This window comes from Pseudomonas sp. Irchel s3h9 (assembly GCF_900187475.1).
Lineage (GTDB): Bacteria > Pseudomonadota > Gammaproteobacteria > Pseudomonadales > Pseudomonadaceae > Aquipseudomonas > Aquipseudomonas neuropathica.
Window position 1 is genome coordinate 379,010 of record NZ_FYDH01000002.1, and the last position, 18,246, is coordinate 397,255.

General features: G+C 61.5%; 11 protein-coding genes. 8 read left to right on the top strand and 3 right to left on the bottom strand.

Translation table 11 applies throughout. The features are described from left to right. Positions 1-246: 246 nt before the first annotated feature. Together CKW26_RS04690 and CKW26_RS04695 are read right to left on the bottom strand one after the other, a co-directional pair. Entirely contained in the window at positions 247-1,581 is a 1,335-nt protein-coding gene (locus CKW26_RS04690) for a lysine N(6)-hydroxylase/L-ornithine N(5)-oxygenase family protein (protein WP_095047686.1), read from the bottom strand. 131 nt (positions 1,582-1,712) lie between these two features. Next, positions 1,713-2,195, bottom strand: coding sequence for a sigma-70 family RNA polymerase sigma factor (locus tag CKW26_RS04695; protein WP_042704912.1), 483 nt, complete (start codon positions 2,193-2,195; stop codon positions 1,713-1,715). A gap of 322 nt (positions 2,196-2,517) precedes the next feature. Here CKW26_RS04695 and CKW26_RS04700 point away from each other — a divergent pair, with 322 nt between their 5' ends. Genes CKW26_RS04700 through CKW26_RS04710 form a run of 3 tightly spaced genes read left to right on the top strand, consistent with a single transcriptional unit; the run spans position 2,518 to position 7,057 of the window. Continuing rightward, positions 2,518-3,681, top strand: a complete 1,164-nt coding sequence (locus CKW26_RS04700) for an efflux RND transporter periplasmic adaptor subunit (protein ID WP_095047687.1) — start codon at positions 2,518-2,520, stop codon at positions 3,679-3,681. Further along, on the top strand, positions 3,682-5,655 hold the full coding sequence (locus tag CKW26_RS04705; RefSeq protein WP_095047688.1) for a MacB family efflux pump subunit: 1,974 nt from the start codon (positions 3,682-3,684) through the stop codon (positions 5,653-5,655). 7 nt (positions 5,656-5,662) lie between these two features. Continuing rightward, positions 5,663-7,057, top strand: a complete 1,395-nt coding sequence (locus tag CKW26_RS04710) for an efflux transporter outer membrane subunit (RefSeq protein WP_095047689.1) — start codon at positions 5,663-5,665, stop codon at positions 7,055-7,057. Between the two features lie 160 nt (positions 7,058-7,217). Here the strand turns inward: CKW26_RS04710 and CKW26_RS04715 are convergent, their stop codons facing one another. Next, positions 7,218-8,843 (bottom strand): PvdJ/PvdD/PvdP-like protein, encoded by a 1,626-nt coding sequence (locus CKW26_RS04715; protein WP_095047690.1) that lies wholly within the window; start codon positions 8,841-8,843, stop codon positions 7,218-7,220. Positions 8,844-9,050: 207 nt separating this feature from the next. Between CKW26_RS04715 and pvdM the strand changes: the two genes are divergently transcribed. The 5 genes from pvdM to CKW26_RS04740 all read left to right on the top strand — a co-directional run bounded on the left by pvdM (position 9,051) and on the right by CKW26_RS04740 (position 16,984). Next, positions 9,051-10,421, top strand: coding sequence for a pyoverdine-tailoring dipeptidase-like protein PvdM (pvdM, locus tag CKW26_RS04720; RefSeq protein ID WP_093431958.1), 1,371 nt, complete (start codon positions 9,051-9,053; stop codon positions 10,419-10,421). After that, on the top strand, positions 10,418-11,704 hold the full coding sequence (locus CKW26_RS04725; protein WP_095047691.1) for an aminotransferase class V-fold PLP-dependent enzyme: 1,287 nt from the start codon (positions 10,418-10,420) through the stop codon (positions 11,702-11,704). Before pvdM ends, CKW26_RS04725 begins: the two co-directional genes overlap by 4 nt. Positions 11,705-11,742: 38 nt before the next feature. Then, a complete protein-coding gene (locus tag CKW26_RS04730; protein ID WP_095047692.1) occupies positions 11,743-12,630 on the top strand; it encodes a formylglycine-generating enzyme family protein in 888 nt (295 codons plus the stop codon). A 109-nt stretch (positions 12,631-12,739) separates the two neighbouring features. Next, a complete protein-coding gene (locus CKW26_RS04735) occupies positions 12,740-14,389 on the top strand; it encodes a cyclic peptide export ABC transporter (RefSeq protein ID WP_095047693.1) in 1,650 nt (549 codons plus the stop codon). A 114-nt stretch (positions 14,390-14,503) separates the two neighbouring features. After that, the gene (locus CKW26_RS04740; protein ID WP_176471252.1) at positions 14,504-16,984 is read left to right on the top strand and encodes a TonB-dependent receptor; all 2,481 of its coding nucleotides are present in this window, start codon (positions 14,504-14,506) and stop codon (positions 16,982-16,984) included. Positions 16,985-18,246 lie beyond the last annotated feature (1,262 nt).

The window sequence follows — 18,246 nt, forward strand, 5'->3', positions numbered from 1 at the left end:
TGTGGGTCTCCGCTATTGATGAAAACGCGCGAAGCTTACGCCCCGATGTCTGGAGAGTAAACCCGCAAAAGGCAGTGTGTCGGGGAATGTGGGGGATGTTCAGGAAGGGTTCAGGATGATCGTTCCCACGCTCTGCGTGGGAATGCAGCCCGGGACGCTCCGCGTCCCTATCGAAGGCCGAACGCGGAGCGTCCGTTGAGGCATTCCCACGCAGAGCGTGGGAATGATCTGGCCTGGAAATCGGCGTTAGCTGGCAGTTGCCAACAACAAATCCGCCATCGACCGATGCCCACGGTTCTTGCCGTGTTCATACAACGAACCTGCAATCTCGTCCGCACGAATCGGCAGCACCGACAGCAACGTGTCGCTCAGACCATGGCTGGCCTGGCAGAAGCCCTGCATGTAGATGCCGGCCTGGCAGCGTTCGTCGGTGATCAGTTTGTAATTGCGATCGACCTCGAAATCGCCCAGGTATTCTTCCAGCGGCGCCAGCAGTTTGCGGTGCATCTGCCGCTCGTAACCGGTGGCCAGAACAACCGCGTCGTAATTGCGTACAGTGACTTCGCCGGTGGCGTTGTTGCGCACGGCCAGTTCGATACCGTTTTCGGTGGCGGTGGCATTCTCGACGGTGGTCAGGGTACGGAACGCGTGGCGGGCAACACCCGAGACTTTCTGCCGATAGAAGATGCCGTAGATGCGCTCGATCAGGTCGATGTCGACCACCGAATAGTTGGTGTTGTGGTACTCGTTGACCAGACGCTCACGCTCGACGCTGTTCTGCTGGAACACCAGATCAGTGAACTCCGGCGAGAACACTTCGTTGACGAACGGGCTGTCGTCAGCAGGCTTCAAGGCTGAGCCGCGCAGGATCATGTCGACCTGCACCGACGGGAACGAATCGTTCAGATCGATAAAGGCCTCCGCCGCACTCTGCCCACCGCCGATGATCGCGATGCTCATTGGCTGATTGTTCACGCACGGCTGCCTGGCCATTTGCGAGAGGTATTGCGAGTGGTGGAACACGCGGCTATCGCCCTTCAGCGCTTTGAACGCCTCCGGAATACGCGGTGTGCCACCGGCGCTGACCACCACCGAACGGGTGGTGCGTACATGTTGCAGGCCCTGGCTATCGCGGGAAATTACCCGCAGCGCTTCAACCTGGTGGTTGTGCAGCACTGGCTCGATGGTCAGCACTTCTTCGCCGTAACGGCTCTGCTCGGTGAACTGCCCGGCGACCCAGCGCAGGTAGTCGTTGTACTCCATGCGGCACGGATAGAAGGTGCCGAGGTTGATAAAGTCGACCAGACGACCGTGATACTTGAGGTAATTGACGAACGAGTACGGGCTGGTCGGATTGCGCAGGGTCACCAGATCCTTGAGGAAGGAAATCTGCAACTCGCTCTGCGTCGACAAGGTGTTGCCGTGCCAGCTGTAGTTGGCCTGTTTGTCGAGGAACAGCACATCCAGCTCGCCCTGGGTCGGGCCGCGCTCTTGCAGAGCGATGGCCAGTGCCAGGTTCGAAGGGCCGAAACCGACGCCGATCAGGTCGTGAACGATGGGCGATGCAATTGCCTGTGTCATTTCCAGTGTCCTCTGGATGAACCCCTCAACGCGGGGATAAAGCCTGGGTGGCCTGACCGGCCTGAATCAGGTCAGCAGGTCGTCTGTTGAGTAGGAACGAGGACGATGAACGGAAATTTAACCAGCAAGGATCAATGGGCGTCCCATTGTTTGATGCGCAAGCGGCAATGTTTCATGGCGTTGACGATGTGCTTTTCCACCAACGCCTTGGAAATCCCTAGATGCTCGGCAATTTCCGGATGGGACAGACCTTCGATCTTGCGCAGCAGAAAACTTTCCCGGCAGCGCGGCGGCAACTCGGCCAACGCGCGCTGGAGCATCTCCAGACGTTGACCGTGGTCGAGGGTGCCGTGGGGCGACGGGGTGAAATAGCGCTCTTCGCTGTCCAGCACATCGAGCGATTCGACCTGGCGCAAGGCGTTGCGCCGATGATCATCGATAACCAGGTTCAATGCCGTGCGATAAAGGAAGGCCCGCGGTTGTTCGATCGGTGTGTCGCTGGAACGCTCCAGTACCCGTACATAAGCGTCATGCACCACATCTTCGGCCACCTGACGGTTGCCCAGCTTGGCGTTAAGGAAACACACCAGCTCGCGATAGTAGTTTTCCAACATGACTCCCGACCGCATCGATGCAGTTCCTGTCCTTGAGCACACTGATCCAGCCGCCGCAAACGCAGTAGCAAGATAGTGGCAACGTGAGGTGCGTAATTTATAGTAATTCTCATATAGATTTAAAGAGTTGTTTCCACATCCGCCCCAAATAGTCGCGCCTGGCTACCTGTTACTTGATGTGTACGGCGCTTAAATTCCCTTGTGCATTCATCGTTTACAGGACAGCTCCCCGTATCTGTCGTGCCATGCGACAGCGTTCAGCGCCCCTGCACGCCTGTGTACTGGCCGAATGACGGGCCGATTCCACTGGCCGGAACCCTGCATGAAACGTCCCCGCCCCGCCCGACGCGCCCTGTTCGCCGCCCTTTGCCTGATTCCCGTGATCGCCGTTGCCGCGTGGCAAGTCCTGCCGCCCGGGCGCGACGCCCTCGCCACGGTGCAGGTGACGCGTAGCAGTATCGAAAACAGCGTGACCGCACTGGGTACGTTGCAGCCACGTCGTTATGTGGACGTCGGTGCGCAGGCATCCGGGCAGATCCAGAAGATTCATGTCGAGGCTGGCGACACGGTCAAGGAAGGCCAGTTACTGGTAGAGATCGACCCCTCCACGCAAAAGGCCAAACTGGATGCCGGGCGGTTTTCCATCGAAAACCTCAAGGCACAGTTGCAGGAGCAACGCGCCCAGCACGACCTCGCGCAACAGAAATACCAGCGCCAGCAGAAACTCGCCGCCGGTGGCGCCACCCGTGAGGAAGACGTGCAGACCGCCCGCGCCGAAGTCCGCGCCACGCAGGCACGCATCGACATGTTCCAGGCGCAGATCCGCCAGGCTCAAGCCAGCCTGCGCAGTGACGAAGCGGAGCTCGGCTACACGCGTATTTATGCGCCGATGAGCGGCACCGTCGTCGCCGTCGGCGCCCGCGAAGGCCAGACGCTCAACGCGCAGCAGCAAACCCCGCTGATTCTGCGCATCGCCCGGCTTTCGCCGATGACCGTGTGGGCCGAGGTTTCCGAAGCGGACATCGGCCACGTCAAACCCGGCATGACCGCCTACTTCACCACGCTCAGCGGCGGCAGTAGGCGCTGGAGCAGCACCGTCCGGCAAATTCTGCCGGTGCCGCCGCGCCCGCTCGAACAGAATCAGGGTGGCAGCCCCACCAGCGGTCGCAGCGGCAGCGAACGCGTGGTGCTCTACACCGTATTGCTCGACGTCGACAACGCCGACAACAGCCTGATGACCGACATGACTGCGCAGGTGTTCTTTGTGGCGCAACAGGCGCAAGACACCCTCACCGTGCCCAGCGCCGCCCTGCAACCCGGCTCACGCCCACAATGGCAACGGGCGCAGATCGTCGCCGCCAATGGCGAAATCCAGCCCCGCGAAGTGCGCACCGGCATCAGCGACCGCTTGCGCACCCAAGTGCTTGAAGGCCTGGCCGAAGGCGATCACATTCTCAGCGCGCCGGCCACCGGCAGCGGAGGCTGAATGCAAACGCCACTGATTGACCTGCGGCAGATCCGCAAATCCTATGGCGGCAATGACAGCCCGCTGGTGGAAGTATTACGCGGCATTGATCTGTCGATTCATGCCGGTGAGTTCGTCGCCATCGTCGGGGCGTCCGGCTCCGGCAAGTCGACATTAATGAATATCCTCGGCTGCCTCGACCGCCCTACCAGCGGCGAATATCGCTTCGCCGGGGAAGACGTCGCCCGACTCGACACTGACGAACTGGCCTGGCTGCGCCGCGAAGCGTTTGGTTTTGTATTCCAGGGTTATCACCTGATTCCGTCCGGTTCTGCCCAGGAAAACGTCGAGATGCCGGCCATCTACGCTGGTACCCCGGCCGCCGAACGCCACGCGCGCGCCAGCGCCTTGCTGGAGCGGCTCGGCCTGGGCAGCCGCACCGGCAACCGTCCGCATCAGCTTTCCGGCGGTCAGCAACAGCGGGTGTCGATTGCCCGGGCGTTGATGAACGGCGGCCACATTATCCTCGCCGACGAACCCACCGGCGCCCTCGACAGCCACAGCGGCGCCGAGGTCATGACCCTGCTCGATGAGCTCGCCAGTCAGGGCCATGTGGTGATTCTCATCACCCACGACCGCGAAGTCGCACAACGAGCCAAGCGCATCATTGAAATTCGTGACGGGCTGATCATCAGCGACACCGCCGAACACCCGTCAGCCCCACCGCGCAGCGCCAACCCCGGCGCCCTGCAAGCTGTGGATCTGCGCCAGCGCCTGAGCAGCGGCAGCACCCAGACCGGCGCCTGGAAAGCTGAACTGGTCGACGCCGTGCAAGCGGCGTGGCGGGTCATGTGGATCAATCGTTTTCGCACCGCGCTGACCCTGCTCGGGATCGTCATCGGCGTGGCCTCGGTGGTGGTGATGCTCGCGGTGGGCGAAGGCAGCAAACGCCAGGTGATGGCGCAAATGGGCGCCTTCGGCTCCAACATCATCTACCTCAGCGGCGCCGCACCCAATCCGCGCACACCACCGGGCATCATCACCCTCGACGACGTCGCCGAACTGGCCGCCCTGCCCCAGGTCGAGCGGATCATGCCGGTCAACGGCTCGACCGCTGGCGTGCGTTTCGGCAATGCCGACCACAGCAGTTACGTCGGTGGCAACGACACCAATTTCCCGAGCATCTTCAACTGGCCGGTGGTTCAGGGCAGTTACTTCAGCCAGGCCGATGAAGACAGCGCCGCCGCCGTGGCGGTGATCGGCACCAAGGTGCGCGACAAGCTGCTCAAGGATGTCGCCGATCCGATCGGCCAATACATCCTGATCGAAAACGTGCCGTTTCAGGTGCTCGGTGTTCTGGCGGAAAAGGGCTCGAGCTCCGGCGATTCCGACAGCGACAACCGCATCGCCGTGCCCTACTCGGCGGCCAGCACGCGCCTGTTCGGCAGCCGTAATCCGGAATACGTGGTGATCGCCGCCAAGGACGCACGCAAAGTCAAAGACGCCGAGCAGGCGATCGAACAGGCGATGCTGCGGCGACACAATGGCAAGAAGGATTTCGAACTGACCAACAACGCCGCAATGATTCAAGCCGAAGCACGCACGCAGGGCACGCTGTCGCTGATGCTCGGCGCCATCGCCGCGATCTCGTTGCTGGTCGGCGGTATCGGGGTGATGAACATCATGCTCATGACCGTGCGCGAACGCACCCGGGAAATCGGTATCCGCATGGCCACGGGCGCGCGTCAGCGCGACATCCTGCGCCAGTTTCTCACCGAAGCGGTGATGCTTTCGGTGGTCGGCGGCGTGGCCGGTATCAGCCTGGCGATGCTGGTCGGCAGCGTGCTGTTGTTCAGCGGCGTGGCGATCGCGTTTCAATGGCTGGCCGTCATCGGCGCTTTCGCCTGCGCGCTGGCCACCGGCGTCCTCTTCGGCTTCATGCCTGCCCGCAAGGCTGCCCGGCTCGACCCGGTCACGGCCCTTACCAGTGAATGATCGACCTATGAAAGCGCCACTGACAATTCTTGCCGCCAGCCTGTTGCTGGCGGCCTGCAACAGCCCTGCGCCACGCCCCGACAGCGGCGTGCTGCCACCGGCCGCGTGGCAATCACCTGAGCAGCCTGGTGCCGTGCAGAGCAACCGCCAATGGTGGACCCAGTTCGGCAGCCCCGAGCTGGATCGACTGGTCGAACAGGCGCGACTGGGCAGCCATGACCTCGGCGCCGCTGTTGCGCGGGTCAGGCAAGCCCAGGCCAGCGCGACGATTGCCGGCGCCCCGCTGCTCCCGGAAATCAAGGCCGGTCTCAATGCCAACCGGCAGAAACTGTTGCACGGCAAAGGCTACAGCCAACTCGACGTCAGCCCGGATAATCGCTCGCTGGATTACTACGACGCCGAGCTGAGCGCCAGTTACGAAATAGACTTCTGGGGCGGTAAACGCGCGGCGCGCGACAGCGCCGTGTTCGGTGTACAGGCCAGCGAATTCGACCGTGCCACCGTCGAACTGACCCTGCAAAGCGGCGTCGCCAACAGTTACACGCAGGCCTTGGCATTGCGCGAACAGGCACGCATTGCCGAGCTCAATCTGGCCAACGCGCAAAACGTCCTGCACTTGGTGCAAACCCGCTTCGACGCCGGCAGCGCCACCGCGCTGGAACTGGCCCAGCAAAAAAGCCTGGTAGCGGAACAGCAGCGCAAATTGCCACTGGTGCAGCAACAGGCCCGCGAAGCCTTGATCACCCTCGCCGCCCTGCTCGGCCAACCGGTGCAGGCATTGTCGGCACCGCAACAGTCATTCGAACAGTTGCAATGGCCGAACATCGCCAGTGGTGTGCCCAGCGATTTGCTGAGCCGGCGTCCGGACATCGCCAGCGCCGAAGCCAAACTGGCGGCGGCCCAGGCTGACGTCAGCGTGGCCCGCGCCGCCATGCTGCCGAAAATCACCCTGACCGCCAGCCTCGGCACTGGCGCCGATCTGGCGGCGGACCTGCTGCGCACCACGCTCTACAACCTGTCTTCCGGATTGACCGCGCCGATCTTCAACAACGGCCGCCTGAGCGCCGAGCGCGACAAGGCCAAGGCGCGTCAGGACGAACTGCTGGAAACCTATCGAGGGGCGATCATCAATGGCTTCGCTGACGTGGAAAAAGCCCTGAGCAGCATTCGCGGCCTCGACGAACAGCGCCAGTGGCAAAGCGAAGAACTGAGCCAGGCGCAGACCGCGTTCGACATTGCCCAGAGCCGCTACCAGGCCGGTGCCGAAGACTTGCTGACGGTGCTGCAAACCCAGCGCACCTTGTATGCGGCGCAGGATATGAATGTGCAATTGCGCTTGTCGCGACTGCAGGCGAGCATTGCCCTGTACAAGGCGCTGGGCGGGGGCTGGCAGGTTATCTGAGCGAAAATTATCGACTGGACTGACGCCTTCGCGAGCAGGCTCGCTCCCACATTGGATCTGCGTCGTTTACAAAGCCCCCCTGCTCGCGAAGGCGCCAGGTCAGGCAACCAAGATCCCTAGGCAAAAAAAATCGCAGCACCGGGCTGCGATTTTTTTGCGCTCAGAGTTGCCGCCCTTTCACTTTCAGATGCCGCGCGTACCACGGTCGCTGCGGCACTTTGCGGAACAGGTCGGCCATGTTGTCTTCATCGCCAAAGGTGATGCGCAACGCCAGCTTCATCGTCTCAGGATCCATCTCCACCGAGCGCCCGATCTGCAACCCCGGCACGGTGCTGCAGCCATGGGTGTCCGGCCCCAGCCACGGGTCATCGACCTCAACCCAGCGACCCGGCGCAAACCACGGCACACCGTTGACTTCCAGCCGGCTGACTTCGCCCGGATGAAAACGCTCGTGGGCGCGGAACCAGTCTTCGATGCGATCATCGATCCAGCCGTGGAAACGCCAGAACACCGGGTTCACGTGCGAGGAAAACGGGTCGCCGAGAAAGTCGTTTTCCGGCGCATACCAGCGCGCGGCAAAATCTGCCTGATCGCGCGCCATCGGCACCGGAATGTCGTTGGACGGATCCCGCGCCACCGACGCCCAGCGCATGTGCAGCCAGTCGTGCAGGCCCAATTCGACTTCCGAACCGAACTGGCCGAGGCTGAGTTTCGCCAGGTAGCGCGGGTCGCGGTACTGCGATTCCCACACCTGGAAATTACTGTGATAGGTCTCGGCCGCTTTAATATCGCTGACCCACTTGGTGTACTCGTCGTCACCTTCAGTCAGCCACGTCGGTGGTAGTGCATCGCCGTCGTGATTGTCGAAGTAACGGGCGAAGCCCTGGCGGTCACGCTCCAGTTCCGGCTGCGGCATCGGGAAGGCCTGCCATGACGGCAAATCCTGCATCGAACGGGCCTTGCCGAGCATGTGTCGGTGCATGAAGAAAAAATCGATACCAGAGCCGTTACGATCCTTGCTGGGCCCACGGGCATCGCGCTCTTTGTCACGGGGGCCGGGTTGCCAGCCAATACCGCGCAGGGCGTCGCGTTTTTTCTCCGAGAGCTTGTGCCACTTGTCGCGGCTGGCGTGCCAGAGCTGGTGGAACAGGCGATGTTCCGGCGCCACCAGCCACGCCAACAGCGTCGGGTTCAAACCGGCGCGTTCGCGGGCCTCGGGAAAACGTCGCTTGATGGCGATGAAATGATTGTCCAGTTCAGGCAGCGCCAACGGCCGATCGAGGCGCAACACTTGCCCGGTGAACGTGCCGCTGCCGGCATTGCCGAACGCCGCCCAGACTTCGTCGAGTTTGACTTTGAATTCGTAGACCGGCGGCGCTTGCGGCGCATCGGTGCGCATCAGCCGCCAGTACATTTCGGCGCCGTTGCCCGGCGCCAGATCGCCGATCACTTGGTAACGCGCAGGCGCTTCTGAGCGCAGGTTGGCACCGGTATCGAGAAACCCGCGCAAACCGCGCCCCCGGTGGGCAATGTCGAGAAACAACTCGAGGCCGTCGCGTGGCAAGCCATCAAGCCCGGCCGCAGATCCGCTGAAACGGATATCCCAGACGCCGCGCAGGTTGTCCGCCAACTGCTGTCCGGCGGTATCGGCCAGATCGACCGTAGCCTCGCCCGGGGTGATCGGAAACTCCTCGCGGGTCAGCTCACGATGTGCATAAAAAGCGGCAGGCAGCGCGGCGCCCGTGAGTGCCATGCCCGCCATGAACCAGCGTCGAGAGATCGTCATTGCCCTACCTGTGTCAGCCATGAAGCAGGCTTTATCCAAGCTAGAACGTTTGCTCGCCGGGGAAATTTACGGCCCCGGCAAAAGATCGCTACGCGCCGTCAGCGCTTTTCCTGCGCGCGACTAAATTACCCGCCCGGCCACTCGTTCCTCCCAGATAGCAAAGGCCCCTGCGCCTGCACCTCGACGGCGAACCTGAATGAGATGGCAATGACAAAACCGCGTTCGAAAAAGGCTCTATTTATCGGCCTGCCGCTGGCCTTGGCGATCAGCGCCGGCGCAGGGTTTCTGGCCTGGGATTACTGGTTTCGGGACAACCCTGGCTACCCGGTAAAGGTGATGAAACAGGCGACCGAGTTGCAGGATCGCATTCTCTCCTTCGACAGCCACATCACCGTACCGCTGAGTTTCGGCGCCCACGGCAACGAAGCCGACAAGGACGGCTCCGGCCAGTTCGACCTGATCAAGGCCAACCGCGGGCGCTTGTCGGGCGCTGCGCTGACGGTGTTCGGCTGGCCGGAAATGTGGAACGGCCCGAACGCCCCGCATCGCCCCACCGAAGGTTTTGTCGAAGAGGCCCGCAACCAACAGGAAGTCCGTTACAAGATCATCACCGGCATGGTCCGCGACTTCCCCAATCAGGTCGGCATCGCCTACACCCCGGATGATTTCCGCCGCTTGCATGGCGAAGGCAAGTTTGCGATTTTCATCAGCATGCTCAACGCCTACCCGCTGGGCAACGACCTGAGCAAACTGGACCTGTGGGCCGGACGCGGCATGCGCATGTTCGGCTTCAGCTACATCGGCAACAACAGCTGGGCGGACTCCTCGCGGCCGCTGCCGTTCTTCAATGACTCGCCGGACGCCCTCGACGGTCTCTCCGATATCGGCAAGCAAGCAGTGCAGCGTTTGAACGATCTGGGCGTGATCATCGACGTTTCGCAGATGTCGACCAAAGGCCTGGAACAGGTTGCACAGCTGAGCCGCACACCGTTGGTGGCCTCACACTCGGCGCCGCGTGCGGCGGTGGATATTCCGCGCAACCTCAGCGACAAGGAATTGCAGCTGATCAAGAACAGCGGCGGCGTGGTTCAGGTGGTCGGCTTCTCGCAGTACCTCAAACCGCTGACTCAGGGCACGCAGGACAAACTCAATGCCCTGCGCGCACGCTTCGATCTGCCGCCACTGCCAAACCTGGCCATGGCGCTGATGCCGGGCGACCCGATCATCACGGCCTGGTCGGAACAGAAACTCGGCCAGTACGCCAGCGGCCTCTACGGCATCCTTGAAGAAGAGCCGAAAGCCACCCTCAAGGATCTCGGTGACGCCATCGATTACACCGTGCGCAAAATCGGTATCGACCATGTCGGCATCTCGTCCGACTTCAACGACGGCGGCGGCATCAAGGGTTGGGAAAACGTTGGCGAAATCCGCAACGTCACCGCCGAATTGATACAGCGCGGCTACTCCGAAGCGGACATCGCCAAGCTGTGGGGCGGCAACTTTATGCGCGTCTGGGATCAGGTACAGAAATCCGCGAAACCGGCACTGATTTCCCGTCAGGACACTGCCAAGCCATGACTGACCGCCGGACCTTTCTGAAACAGGTCGGTGTGATGGCGGCCGCTCTGCCGTTCGGCGCCAGCCTCACAGCGCCGGCAATGGCCGCGACCGCGCCCGTGGCCTCCGTGAACAAATGGACGCAATTGCGCCAGCTGTTCGATCAGGACCCGCAGGCGATTCACTTCGCTAACTTCCTGATCACCTCGCACCCCAAACCCGTGCGCGAAGCCATCGAACGCCATCGCGCCACGCTCGACCGCAATCCGGGACTGGCGATGGATTGGGATCAGGGCAGCAACGAACAATTGCAGCACAACGTGCGGGTCTGGGCCGGCCAATACCTGCAAGCCAAGCCCGGCCAGATCGCCCTCACCGGTAGCACCACCGAAGGTCTGGCGATGATTTATGGCAGCGTGCAAGTGCGCGCGGATCAGGAAATCCTCACCACCGAGCACGAGCACTATTCCACCCGCAACATTCTCGATTTCCGCAGCCGCCGCGATGGCACCCGGGTGCGCAAACTCAGGCTGTTCGACAACCCGCAAAGCATTTCCCTGGATCAGGTGCTCGACACGATCAACCGCAACATTCGCCCTGAGACCCGCGTACTCGGCATGACCTGGGTGCATTCGGGCAGCGGTGTGAAATTGCCGATCAGCGCTATCTCGCGGCTGGTCGATGAACACAACCGTCAACGCGACGACAAGGATCGGCTGATTTACGTGGTCGACGGCGTGCACGGTTTCGGTGTCGACGACCTGAGTTTCCCGCAGATGAACTGCGACTTCTTTATCGCCGGCACCCACAAGTGGATGTTCGGTCCGCGCGGCACCGGCATCGTGTGCAGCCGCAGCGAAGAGCTGAAATACGTCAGCCCGAGTGTGCCGACATTCTCCGAAGCCACTTCTTTCGCCACGATCATGACCCCGGGCGGTTACCACGCTTTCGAGCATCGCTGGGCGGTGGACGAAGCGTTCAAGTTGCACCTGCAACTGGGCAAGGCTGACGTTCAGGCGCGCATTCATCAGCTCAACAGCTACCTGAAGCAGCGTCTGCAAGAACAGTCGAACATCGAGCTGGTGACTCCGCTCGATCCGCAGTTTTCTGCCGGTTTCACTTTCTTCCGGGCCAAGGGTCAGGACAGCGATGAAGTAGCCGCCTACCTGATGCAAAACCGGGTGATCTGCGATGCGGTCAGCCGCGATGTCGGCCCGGTGATTCGCACCGCGCCGGGCCTGCTCAACAACGAAGCCGAAGTGGACCGCTTCATGGCCCTGCTCGGTAAAAAACGCCGCGCCTGATCCCTCGACTCCAGTTTTCCTTTTCACAGAGACGACTCATGAAAAAGCCCCATGCCTGTTTCACCTTCAAGGCCTTGCCCGCGCTGGCCCTGACCGCGCTGTGCGCCGGCCTGTTGCCCGGCGCAGCTCAAGCGGCGACAGTGCCGGCGCCAGGCAAAGTGTTCAAGGACTGCAAGGACTGCCCGGAAATGGTCGTGCTGCCGACCGGCACCTTCACCATGGGCACCCCGGATGACGAAGTCGGTCGCGAACCGGACGAAGGCCCGCGCCACGCAGTGACCTTCAGCAAACCCTTCGCCATCAGCCGCTTCCAGGTGCTGGTCGGCGAGTGGGACGCGTACGTGCGCGAAACCGGCAACAAGCCTTACGACTTCGATGATCGCCCGGGCCGCCGCTGCACCGCCGGCAAACCGGAATTCAAACAGACCGCCCGCGACCCGGCCGTGTGCATGAACGTCGCCGAAGCCCAGGGCTACATCGATTGGTTGTCGAAAAAAACCGGTCATGCCTATCGCTTGCAAAGCGAATCGATCCGCGAGTACGCCGCACGCGGCGGCAGCACCGGACCCTTCCCTTTCCCGTTCGATGAAGGCAACAACTACCAGATTTCCAAACATGCCAACACCTATGGCGCCGCCGACGGTTACAACTTCACCTCCCCTGCCGGGACGTTCCCGGCCAATGCCTTCGGCGTTTACGACGCTCACGGCAACGTCTACGAATGGACCGCCGACTGCTATCACAAGGATTACTCCGGCGTACCCAACGACGGTCGCCCATGGACCCAGGAAAACTGCGAGCGTCAGGTCATGCGCGGCAACGATTGGGGCGAGGCGCCGGTGTTCTCGCGCTCCGGCAACCGCAACAGCAGCTGGCCGACCAGCAAAGGCGACTGGCTCGGGTTTCGCGTAGTGCGCGACCTCTGATCCTGCCCATCCCGACCGCAGCCCCGCCTGCGGTCGTTTAAAGAAAGTCCGTGACCATTCGTTTTCCTTAAGTACCGGCACTCCCTCCGCACCGAAGCAGGAATCCTCCATGACCAAGCCTACGCGTGGGGCGATCAACGAATTGTTCGCCTTGCTCAAGCCCTTCCGCCTGATCGTCTCTGTGTCCATCGTGCTCGGCATGATCGGCGGCCTGAGCGTCACCGTGCTGCTGGCGACCATCAACAATGCCCTGCACTCCGACGACGGCCTGACCCGCACCGTGGTAATGATCTTCGCTGGCCTCTGTGCGTTGGCCTTATTGACGACGATTTTGTCCGACATCGGCACCAACTACGTCGGCCAGCACATCATCGCCAAATTGCGCAAAGAGCTGGGGGAGAAAGTCCTGTCGGCGCCGATCGACCAGATCGAACGTTACCGCAGCCATCGCTTGATCCCGGTGCTGACCCACGACGTCGACACCATCAGCGACTTCGCCTTCGCCTTCGCCCCGCTGGCGATTTCCATGACCGTTACCCTCGGCTGCCTCGGCTATCTGGCGCTGCTGTCCTGGCCGATGTTCCTGATGATGCTGGTGGCGATTGCGATCGGTACGACCATTCAGGCGATTGCCCGGGCCAAGGGCATGCGCGGTTTCTACGCTGCACGCGATTCCGAGGATGAACTGCAAAAGCATTACAACGCGATTGCCGAGGGTGCTAAGGAACTGCGCATTCATCGCCCGCGTCGCCAGCGCATGTTTGTCGCCGGGATTCAAAAAACTGCCGAGAAGATCTGCGACACCCAGATCAAATCCATCAACACCTTCGTCATCGCCAAGTCCTTCGGTTCGATGCTGTTCTTCGTGGTCATCGGCATGGCCCTGGCCCTGCAATCCTTCTGGCCCAGCGGCGACAAAGCAGTGATGAGCGGCTTCGTCCTGGTGCTGCTGTACATGAAGGGGCCGCTGGAGCACCTGGTCAGCACCTTGCCGATCATCAGCCGTGCGCAGATTGCCTTCCGCCGCATCGCCGAACTGAGCGAGCAATTCTCCTCGCCCGAACCGCATCTGCTGCTGGAGGATCAGGGCAAGAAACCCGGTGCGGTCAACAGCCTGGAACTGCACAACGTGCGTTACGCCTTCCCACCCGTGGAAGGCAGCGAACCGTTCCGTCTGGGGCCGGTCAACCTGCGCATCGAACAGGGCGACATCGTGTTTATCGTCGGTGAAAACGGCTGCGGCAAAACCACGCTGATCAAACTGCTGCTGGGCTTGTACGCGCCAACCGAAGGCGAAATCCGCGTCAACGATCAGCCGATCACCGCGCTTAATCGCGATGACTACCGGCAGAATTTCACGACGATTTTTGCCGACTACTACCTGTTCGACGATCTGATTCAGGGCGACCGCGAAGTCCCGCAGGACGCGACCCGCTACCTCGAACGTCTGGAGATCGCGCACAAGGTCAGCGTGCGCGACGGCGCGTTCAGCACCACCGATTTGTCCACCGGCCAGCGCAAGCGCCTGGCCCTGGTCAATGCCTGGCTCGAAGAGCGGCCGGTGCTGGTGTTCGATGAATGGGCGGCCGATCAGGACCCGACCTTCCGGCGAATTTTCTACACCGAGTTGCTGCCTGACCTCAAACGTCTGGGCAAGACCATCATCGTCATTTCCCACGATGACCGTTACTTCGACGTCGCCGATCAACTGGTGCGCATGGAGGCCGGCAAGGTCAAGAGCGAACTGCAAACCGCTTGATCGACGAGGCCGCGGCCGGGCCGGAAAAATAATTTTCCGGTTTGCCGCGGCTTCCTCGTCTTAATGAGATGAATAAGAACCATTAACAACTATACCTGCCAAGGTCTTAACCTCATGTCCGCATCCCGTTTCATGCTTCGCCCTCTGACTCGAGCCCTGCTGATGCACGGCGCGACACGCACTCGACTGGCCGGCACTGGCCTTGGTCTGGCACTGACATTCACGGCAGCGCCGTATGTTCAGGCCCAGGAATGGACCCTGAACATCCCGTCGCAGCCACTGGCCCAGGCACTGCAAACCCTTGGCCAGCAGACCAGCCTGCAAATCATCTACAGTCCGGAAAGCCTGCAAGGTTTGCGTTCGACCGCGCTCAACGGCCGCTACCAGGACGACGAGTCACTCAAGGCGATGCTTAACGGCACCGGCATCCGCTACCAGCGTGACGGCAACACCGTGACCGTGCTCGGCCCGGCCACCGGCAGCGCGATGGAACTGGCCCCGACCAACGTCAACGCCAGCCGCCTCGGTGCCACCACCGAGGGCAGCAACTCCTACACCACCGGCGGCGTGACCATTGGCAAGGGCGTGCACTCGCTGAAGGAAACCCCGCAGTCGGTCACGGTGATGACCCGCAAGATGCTCGATGACCAGAACCTCAACACCATCGAACAGGTGATGGAGAAGACCCCGGGCATTACCGTGTATGACTCGCCCATGGGCGGCAAGTATTTCTACTCCCGCGGCTTCCGTATGACTGGCCAGTACCAGTACGACGGCGTGCCGCTGGATATCGGCAGCAGCTACGTGCAGGCCGACAGCTTCAACAGCGACATGGCCATTTATGACCGCGTGGAAGTTCTGCGTGGCGCAGCCGGCATGATGAAAGGCGCAGGCGGCACCGCCGGTGGCGTCAACTTCGTACGCAAACGCGGCCAGGATACTGCGCACACGCAGCTCTCGCTGTCGGCAGGCACCTGGGACAACTATCGTGGCCAGGTCGATACCGGCGGCCCGCTGAACGATTCCGGCACCATCCGTGGTCGCGCCGTGGTCACCGAACAGACCCGTCAATATTTCTATGACGTGGCCAGCCGCAAAGACCAGATCTACTACGGCGCCCTGGACTTCGACCTCAGCCCCGACACCACCCTGGGTCTGGGTTTCGCCTGGGAAGACGTCGACGCTACGCCATGCTGGGGCGGCCTGCCGCGTTACGCCGACGGATCCGACCTGCACCTCAAGCGCTCCACCTGCCTGAACACCGCGTGGAACAACCAGCGCAGCAAACGCGCCACCTACTTCGCCGACCTGAAACACCAGTTCAACGACGACTGGTCGCTGAAAGTCGCCGGGGTGTATTCGCGCAACACCCAGGACATGGAATACGCCTTCCCGAGCGGTGCAGTGCCGGTCGGTGCCACGGCTTCGAATACGCTGATGCTGGGTAGCATTTACGACTACGACCAGCGCGATTACGGCTTCGATGCCTATGTCGACGGCAAATTCGACGCCTTCGGCCAGCAACATGAACTGACCATCGGCGCCAACGCCAGCCGTTCGCACAAGGATGACTTCTACGCCGTCGCCGCGCTGCCACAACGGCAGAACGTGCTCGACCCGAACCACCACATCCCGCAACCGGACGAAAGCTACTACCTGGCCAACGCTTCCCGTGGCGGCCCGGTGGACATGCACATCAAGCAATACGGCGCCTACTCGATCGCCCGCCTGAAACTGGCTGATCCGCTGACCCTGGTACTGGGCAGCCGTGTCAGCTGGTACAAGTCCGACACCGATTCGGTGCAGTACTTCCGTGGCGAAGGCACCCAGGTCGACACCAAGTCCACCGAAACCGGCCAGGTCACGCCGTTCGCCGGTGTGCTGTTCGACCTCAATGACAACCTGACCGCCTACGCCAGCTACACCGACATCTTCACCCCGCAAGGCGCTTACAAGACCATCGATGGCAGCACCCTCAAGCCATTGGTTGGCCAGAGCTACGAGCTGGGGATCAAGGGTGAGTGGTTCGACGGTCGTCTGAACAGCTCCTTCAACCTGTTCCGCACCATTCAGAAAGATGCCGCCCAGGATGACCCGCGTTGCGAAGACAGTTCTTGCTCGATCAACTCCGGCAAGGTTCGCGCGCAGGGCTTCGAAGCGGAAGTCAGCGGTGAGGTGATTGATCGCCTGCAATTGCTCGCCGGTTACACCTACACCCAGACCAAAGTGCTGGAAGATGCCGACGCCACGCAGGATGGCGTGGTCTACAACTCCTACGTGCCGCGCCATTTGCTGCGTGTCTGGGGTGACTACAGCCTGAGCGGGCCGCTGGATCGCGTGACGATCGGTGCGGGTGTCAACGCGCAGACGGGCAACTACCGGACTTCGCCTTTGGGCGGTGACAACATTGATGGCGCCGGTTATGCGGTCTGGAACGGTCGCATTGGCTACCGTATCGATGACACCTGGTCGGTGGCGCTTAACGGGAACAACCTGTTTGACAAGCGTTACTACTCGACCATTGGTACCGAAGGGTTCGGTAACTTCTATGGTGATCCGCGTAACTTCGTGATGTCGGTCAAGGCTGATTTCTGATTGGGTGTGATGTGAGAGAGCCCCGCTTTGGCGGGGCTTTTTTTCGCCTGTTGGTCTTGGCGGCCTTCGGGCCGACCATGCTCTTTGGGTTTTGGGGGCATATCCGTTGCTGCGGGTGTTGCCGCTGGCGGTTTCGCTCTTACAGCGAGTCACCTTTTCCAAACGCCGAAAAGGTAACCCAAAAGGCTTTGCCCCGGCGTACGGCACTTCGCTGAGGCTCAGTGTTCCCTCGCTACGGTGTCCATCCGGGGGCATCGCCTACGGTTTGCTGCGCTGCACCTCCTCTCGATGTATGCGGCTACGCCGCACGGCGCTGCGCGCCTAACCCCCGGATGAACACCTCCGCTCGGCCTGCCGATGGGGCAAAAGATCAAAAGCCAAAGCCAGATCAAAAGCCAGATCAAAAGCCCCTCACCCTAGCCCTCTCCCGGAGGGAGAGGGGACTGATTGAGGTGTTTGGGAGAGCTACGCCGACGTGCGATACCGCGCTGAGCTCAGGCTCTGAAAAGCAAACAAATCAGCCCCTCGCCATGAGGAAAAGGGGACTGATCGAGGTGATTGGGCGAGCTACGCCGACGTGCGATACCGCGCTGAACTCAGGCTCTAAAAAGCAAACAAATCAGCCCCCTCACCCTCCAAGAAAAAGAGTGGGCCGATCGAGGTGTTTGGGCGAGCTACGCCGACATGCGATACCGCGCTGAACTCAGGCTCTAAAAAGCAAACAAATCAGCCCCCTCACCCTCCAAGAAAAAGAGTGGGCCGATCGAGGTGTTTGGGCGAGCTACGCCGACTTGCGATACCGCGTTGAACTCAGATTCTGAAAGGCTCACAAATCAGCCCCCTATCCCTGAAGGAGAGAGGACTGATCGAGATGATTGAGCGAGCTACGCCGAGGTGCGATGACGCGTTGAACTCAGATTTTGAAAAGCCCAAAAATCGGCCCCCTCTCCCTCCGGGAGAGGGCTGGGGTGAGGGGCAGCTCCAACACCAATCCAAAGCCGAGCACGCTGTTGCTCCTCACCACTCAACAGGATGAGCGTTAGCTCGGCTGCCGCTCTTGATCTGTAAGGCGACGTCGGAAGGCTGAGTGGAGGGATTGATCCGGGCGTGGGAGCGCAGCGACCGTTTGGCGCAGCCAAACACAGCGAGAGGAGGTGCAGCGAAGCAAACCGTAGGCGCTGCGCCCGGATCGATCCCGCAGCGAAGGAACCCCGAGCCCCAGCGAGCGGGCCGCACGTAGGAGCAAGCGTTTTTGGTTACTT

What these genes read in the sequence shown, in the direction of transcription:
- CKW26_RS04715 (WP_095047690.1), bottom strand. Translation starts at nt 8,843, where the DNA reads ATGACGATCTCTCGACGCTGGTTCATGGCGGGCATGGCACTCACGGGC.
- CKW26_RS04725 (WP_095047691.1), top strand. Translation starts at nt 10,418, where the DNA reads ATGACTGACCGCCGGACCTTTCTGAAACAGGTCGGTGTGATGGCGGCC.
- CKW26_RS04700 (WP_095047687.1), top strand. Translation starts at nt 2,518, where the DNA reads ATGAAACGTCCCCGCCCCGCCCGACGCGCCCTGTTCGCCGCCCTTTGC.
- CKW26_RS04705 (WP_095047688.1), top strand. Translation starts at nt 3,682, where the DNA reads ATGCAAACGCCACTGATTGACCTGCGGCAGATCCGCAAATCCTATGGC.
- CKW26_RS04690 (WP_095047686.1), bottom strand. Translation starts at nt 1,581, where the DNA reads ATGACACAGGCAATTGCATCGCCCATCGTTCACGACCTGATCGGCGTC.
- CKW26_RS04710 (WP_095047689.1), top strand. Translation starts at nt 5,663, where the DNA reads ATGAAAGCGCCACTGACAATTCTTGCCGCCAGCCTGTTGCTGGCGGCC.
- CKW26_RS04695 (WP_042704912.1), bottom strand. Translation starts at nt 2,195, where the DNA reads ATGTTGGAAAACTACTATCGCGAGCTGGTGTGTTTCCTTAACGCCAAG.
- pvdM (WP_093431958.1), top strand. Translation starts at nt 9,051, where the DNA reads ATGACAAAACCGCGTTCGAAAAAGGCTCTATTTATCGGCCTGCCGCTG.
- CKW26_RS04740 (WP_176471252.1), top strand. Translation starts at nt 14,504, where the DNA reads ATGTCCGCATCCCGTTTCATGCTTCGCCCTCTGACTCGAGCCCTGCTG.
- CKW26_RS04730 (WP_095047692.1), top strand. Translation starts at nt 11,743, where the DNA reads ATGAAAAAGCCCCATGCCTGTTTCACCTTCAAGGCCTTGCCCGCGCTG.
- CKW26_RS04735 (WP_095047693.1), top strand. Translation starts at nt 12,740, where the DNA reads ATGACCAAGCCTACGCGTGGGGCGATCAACGAATTGTTCGCCTTGCTC.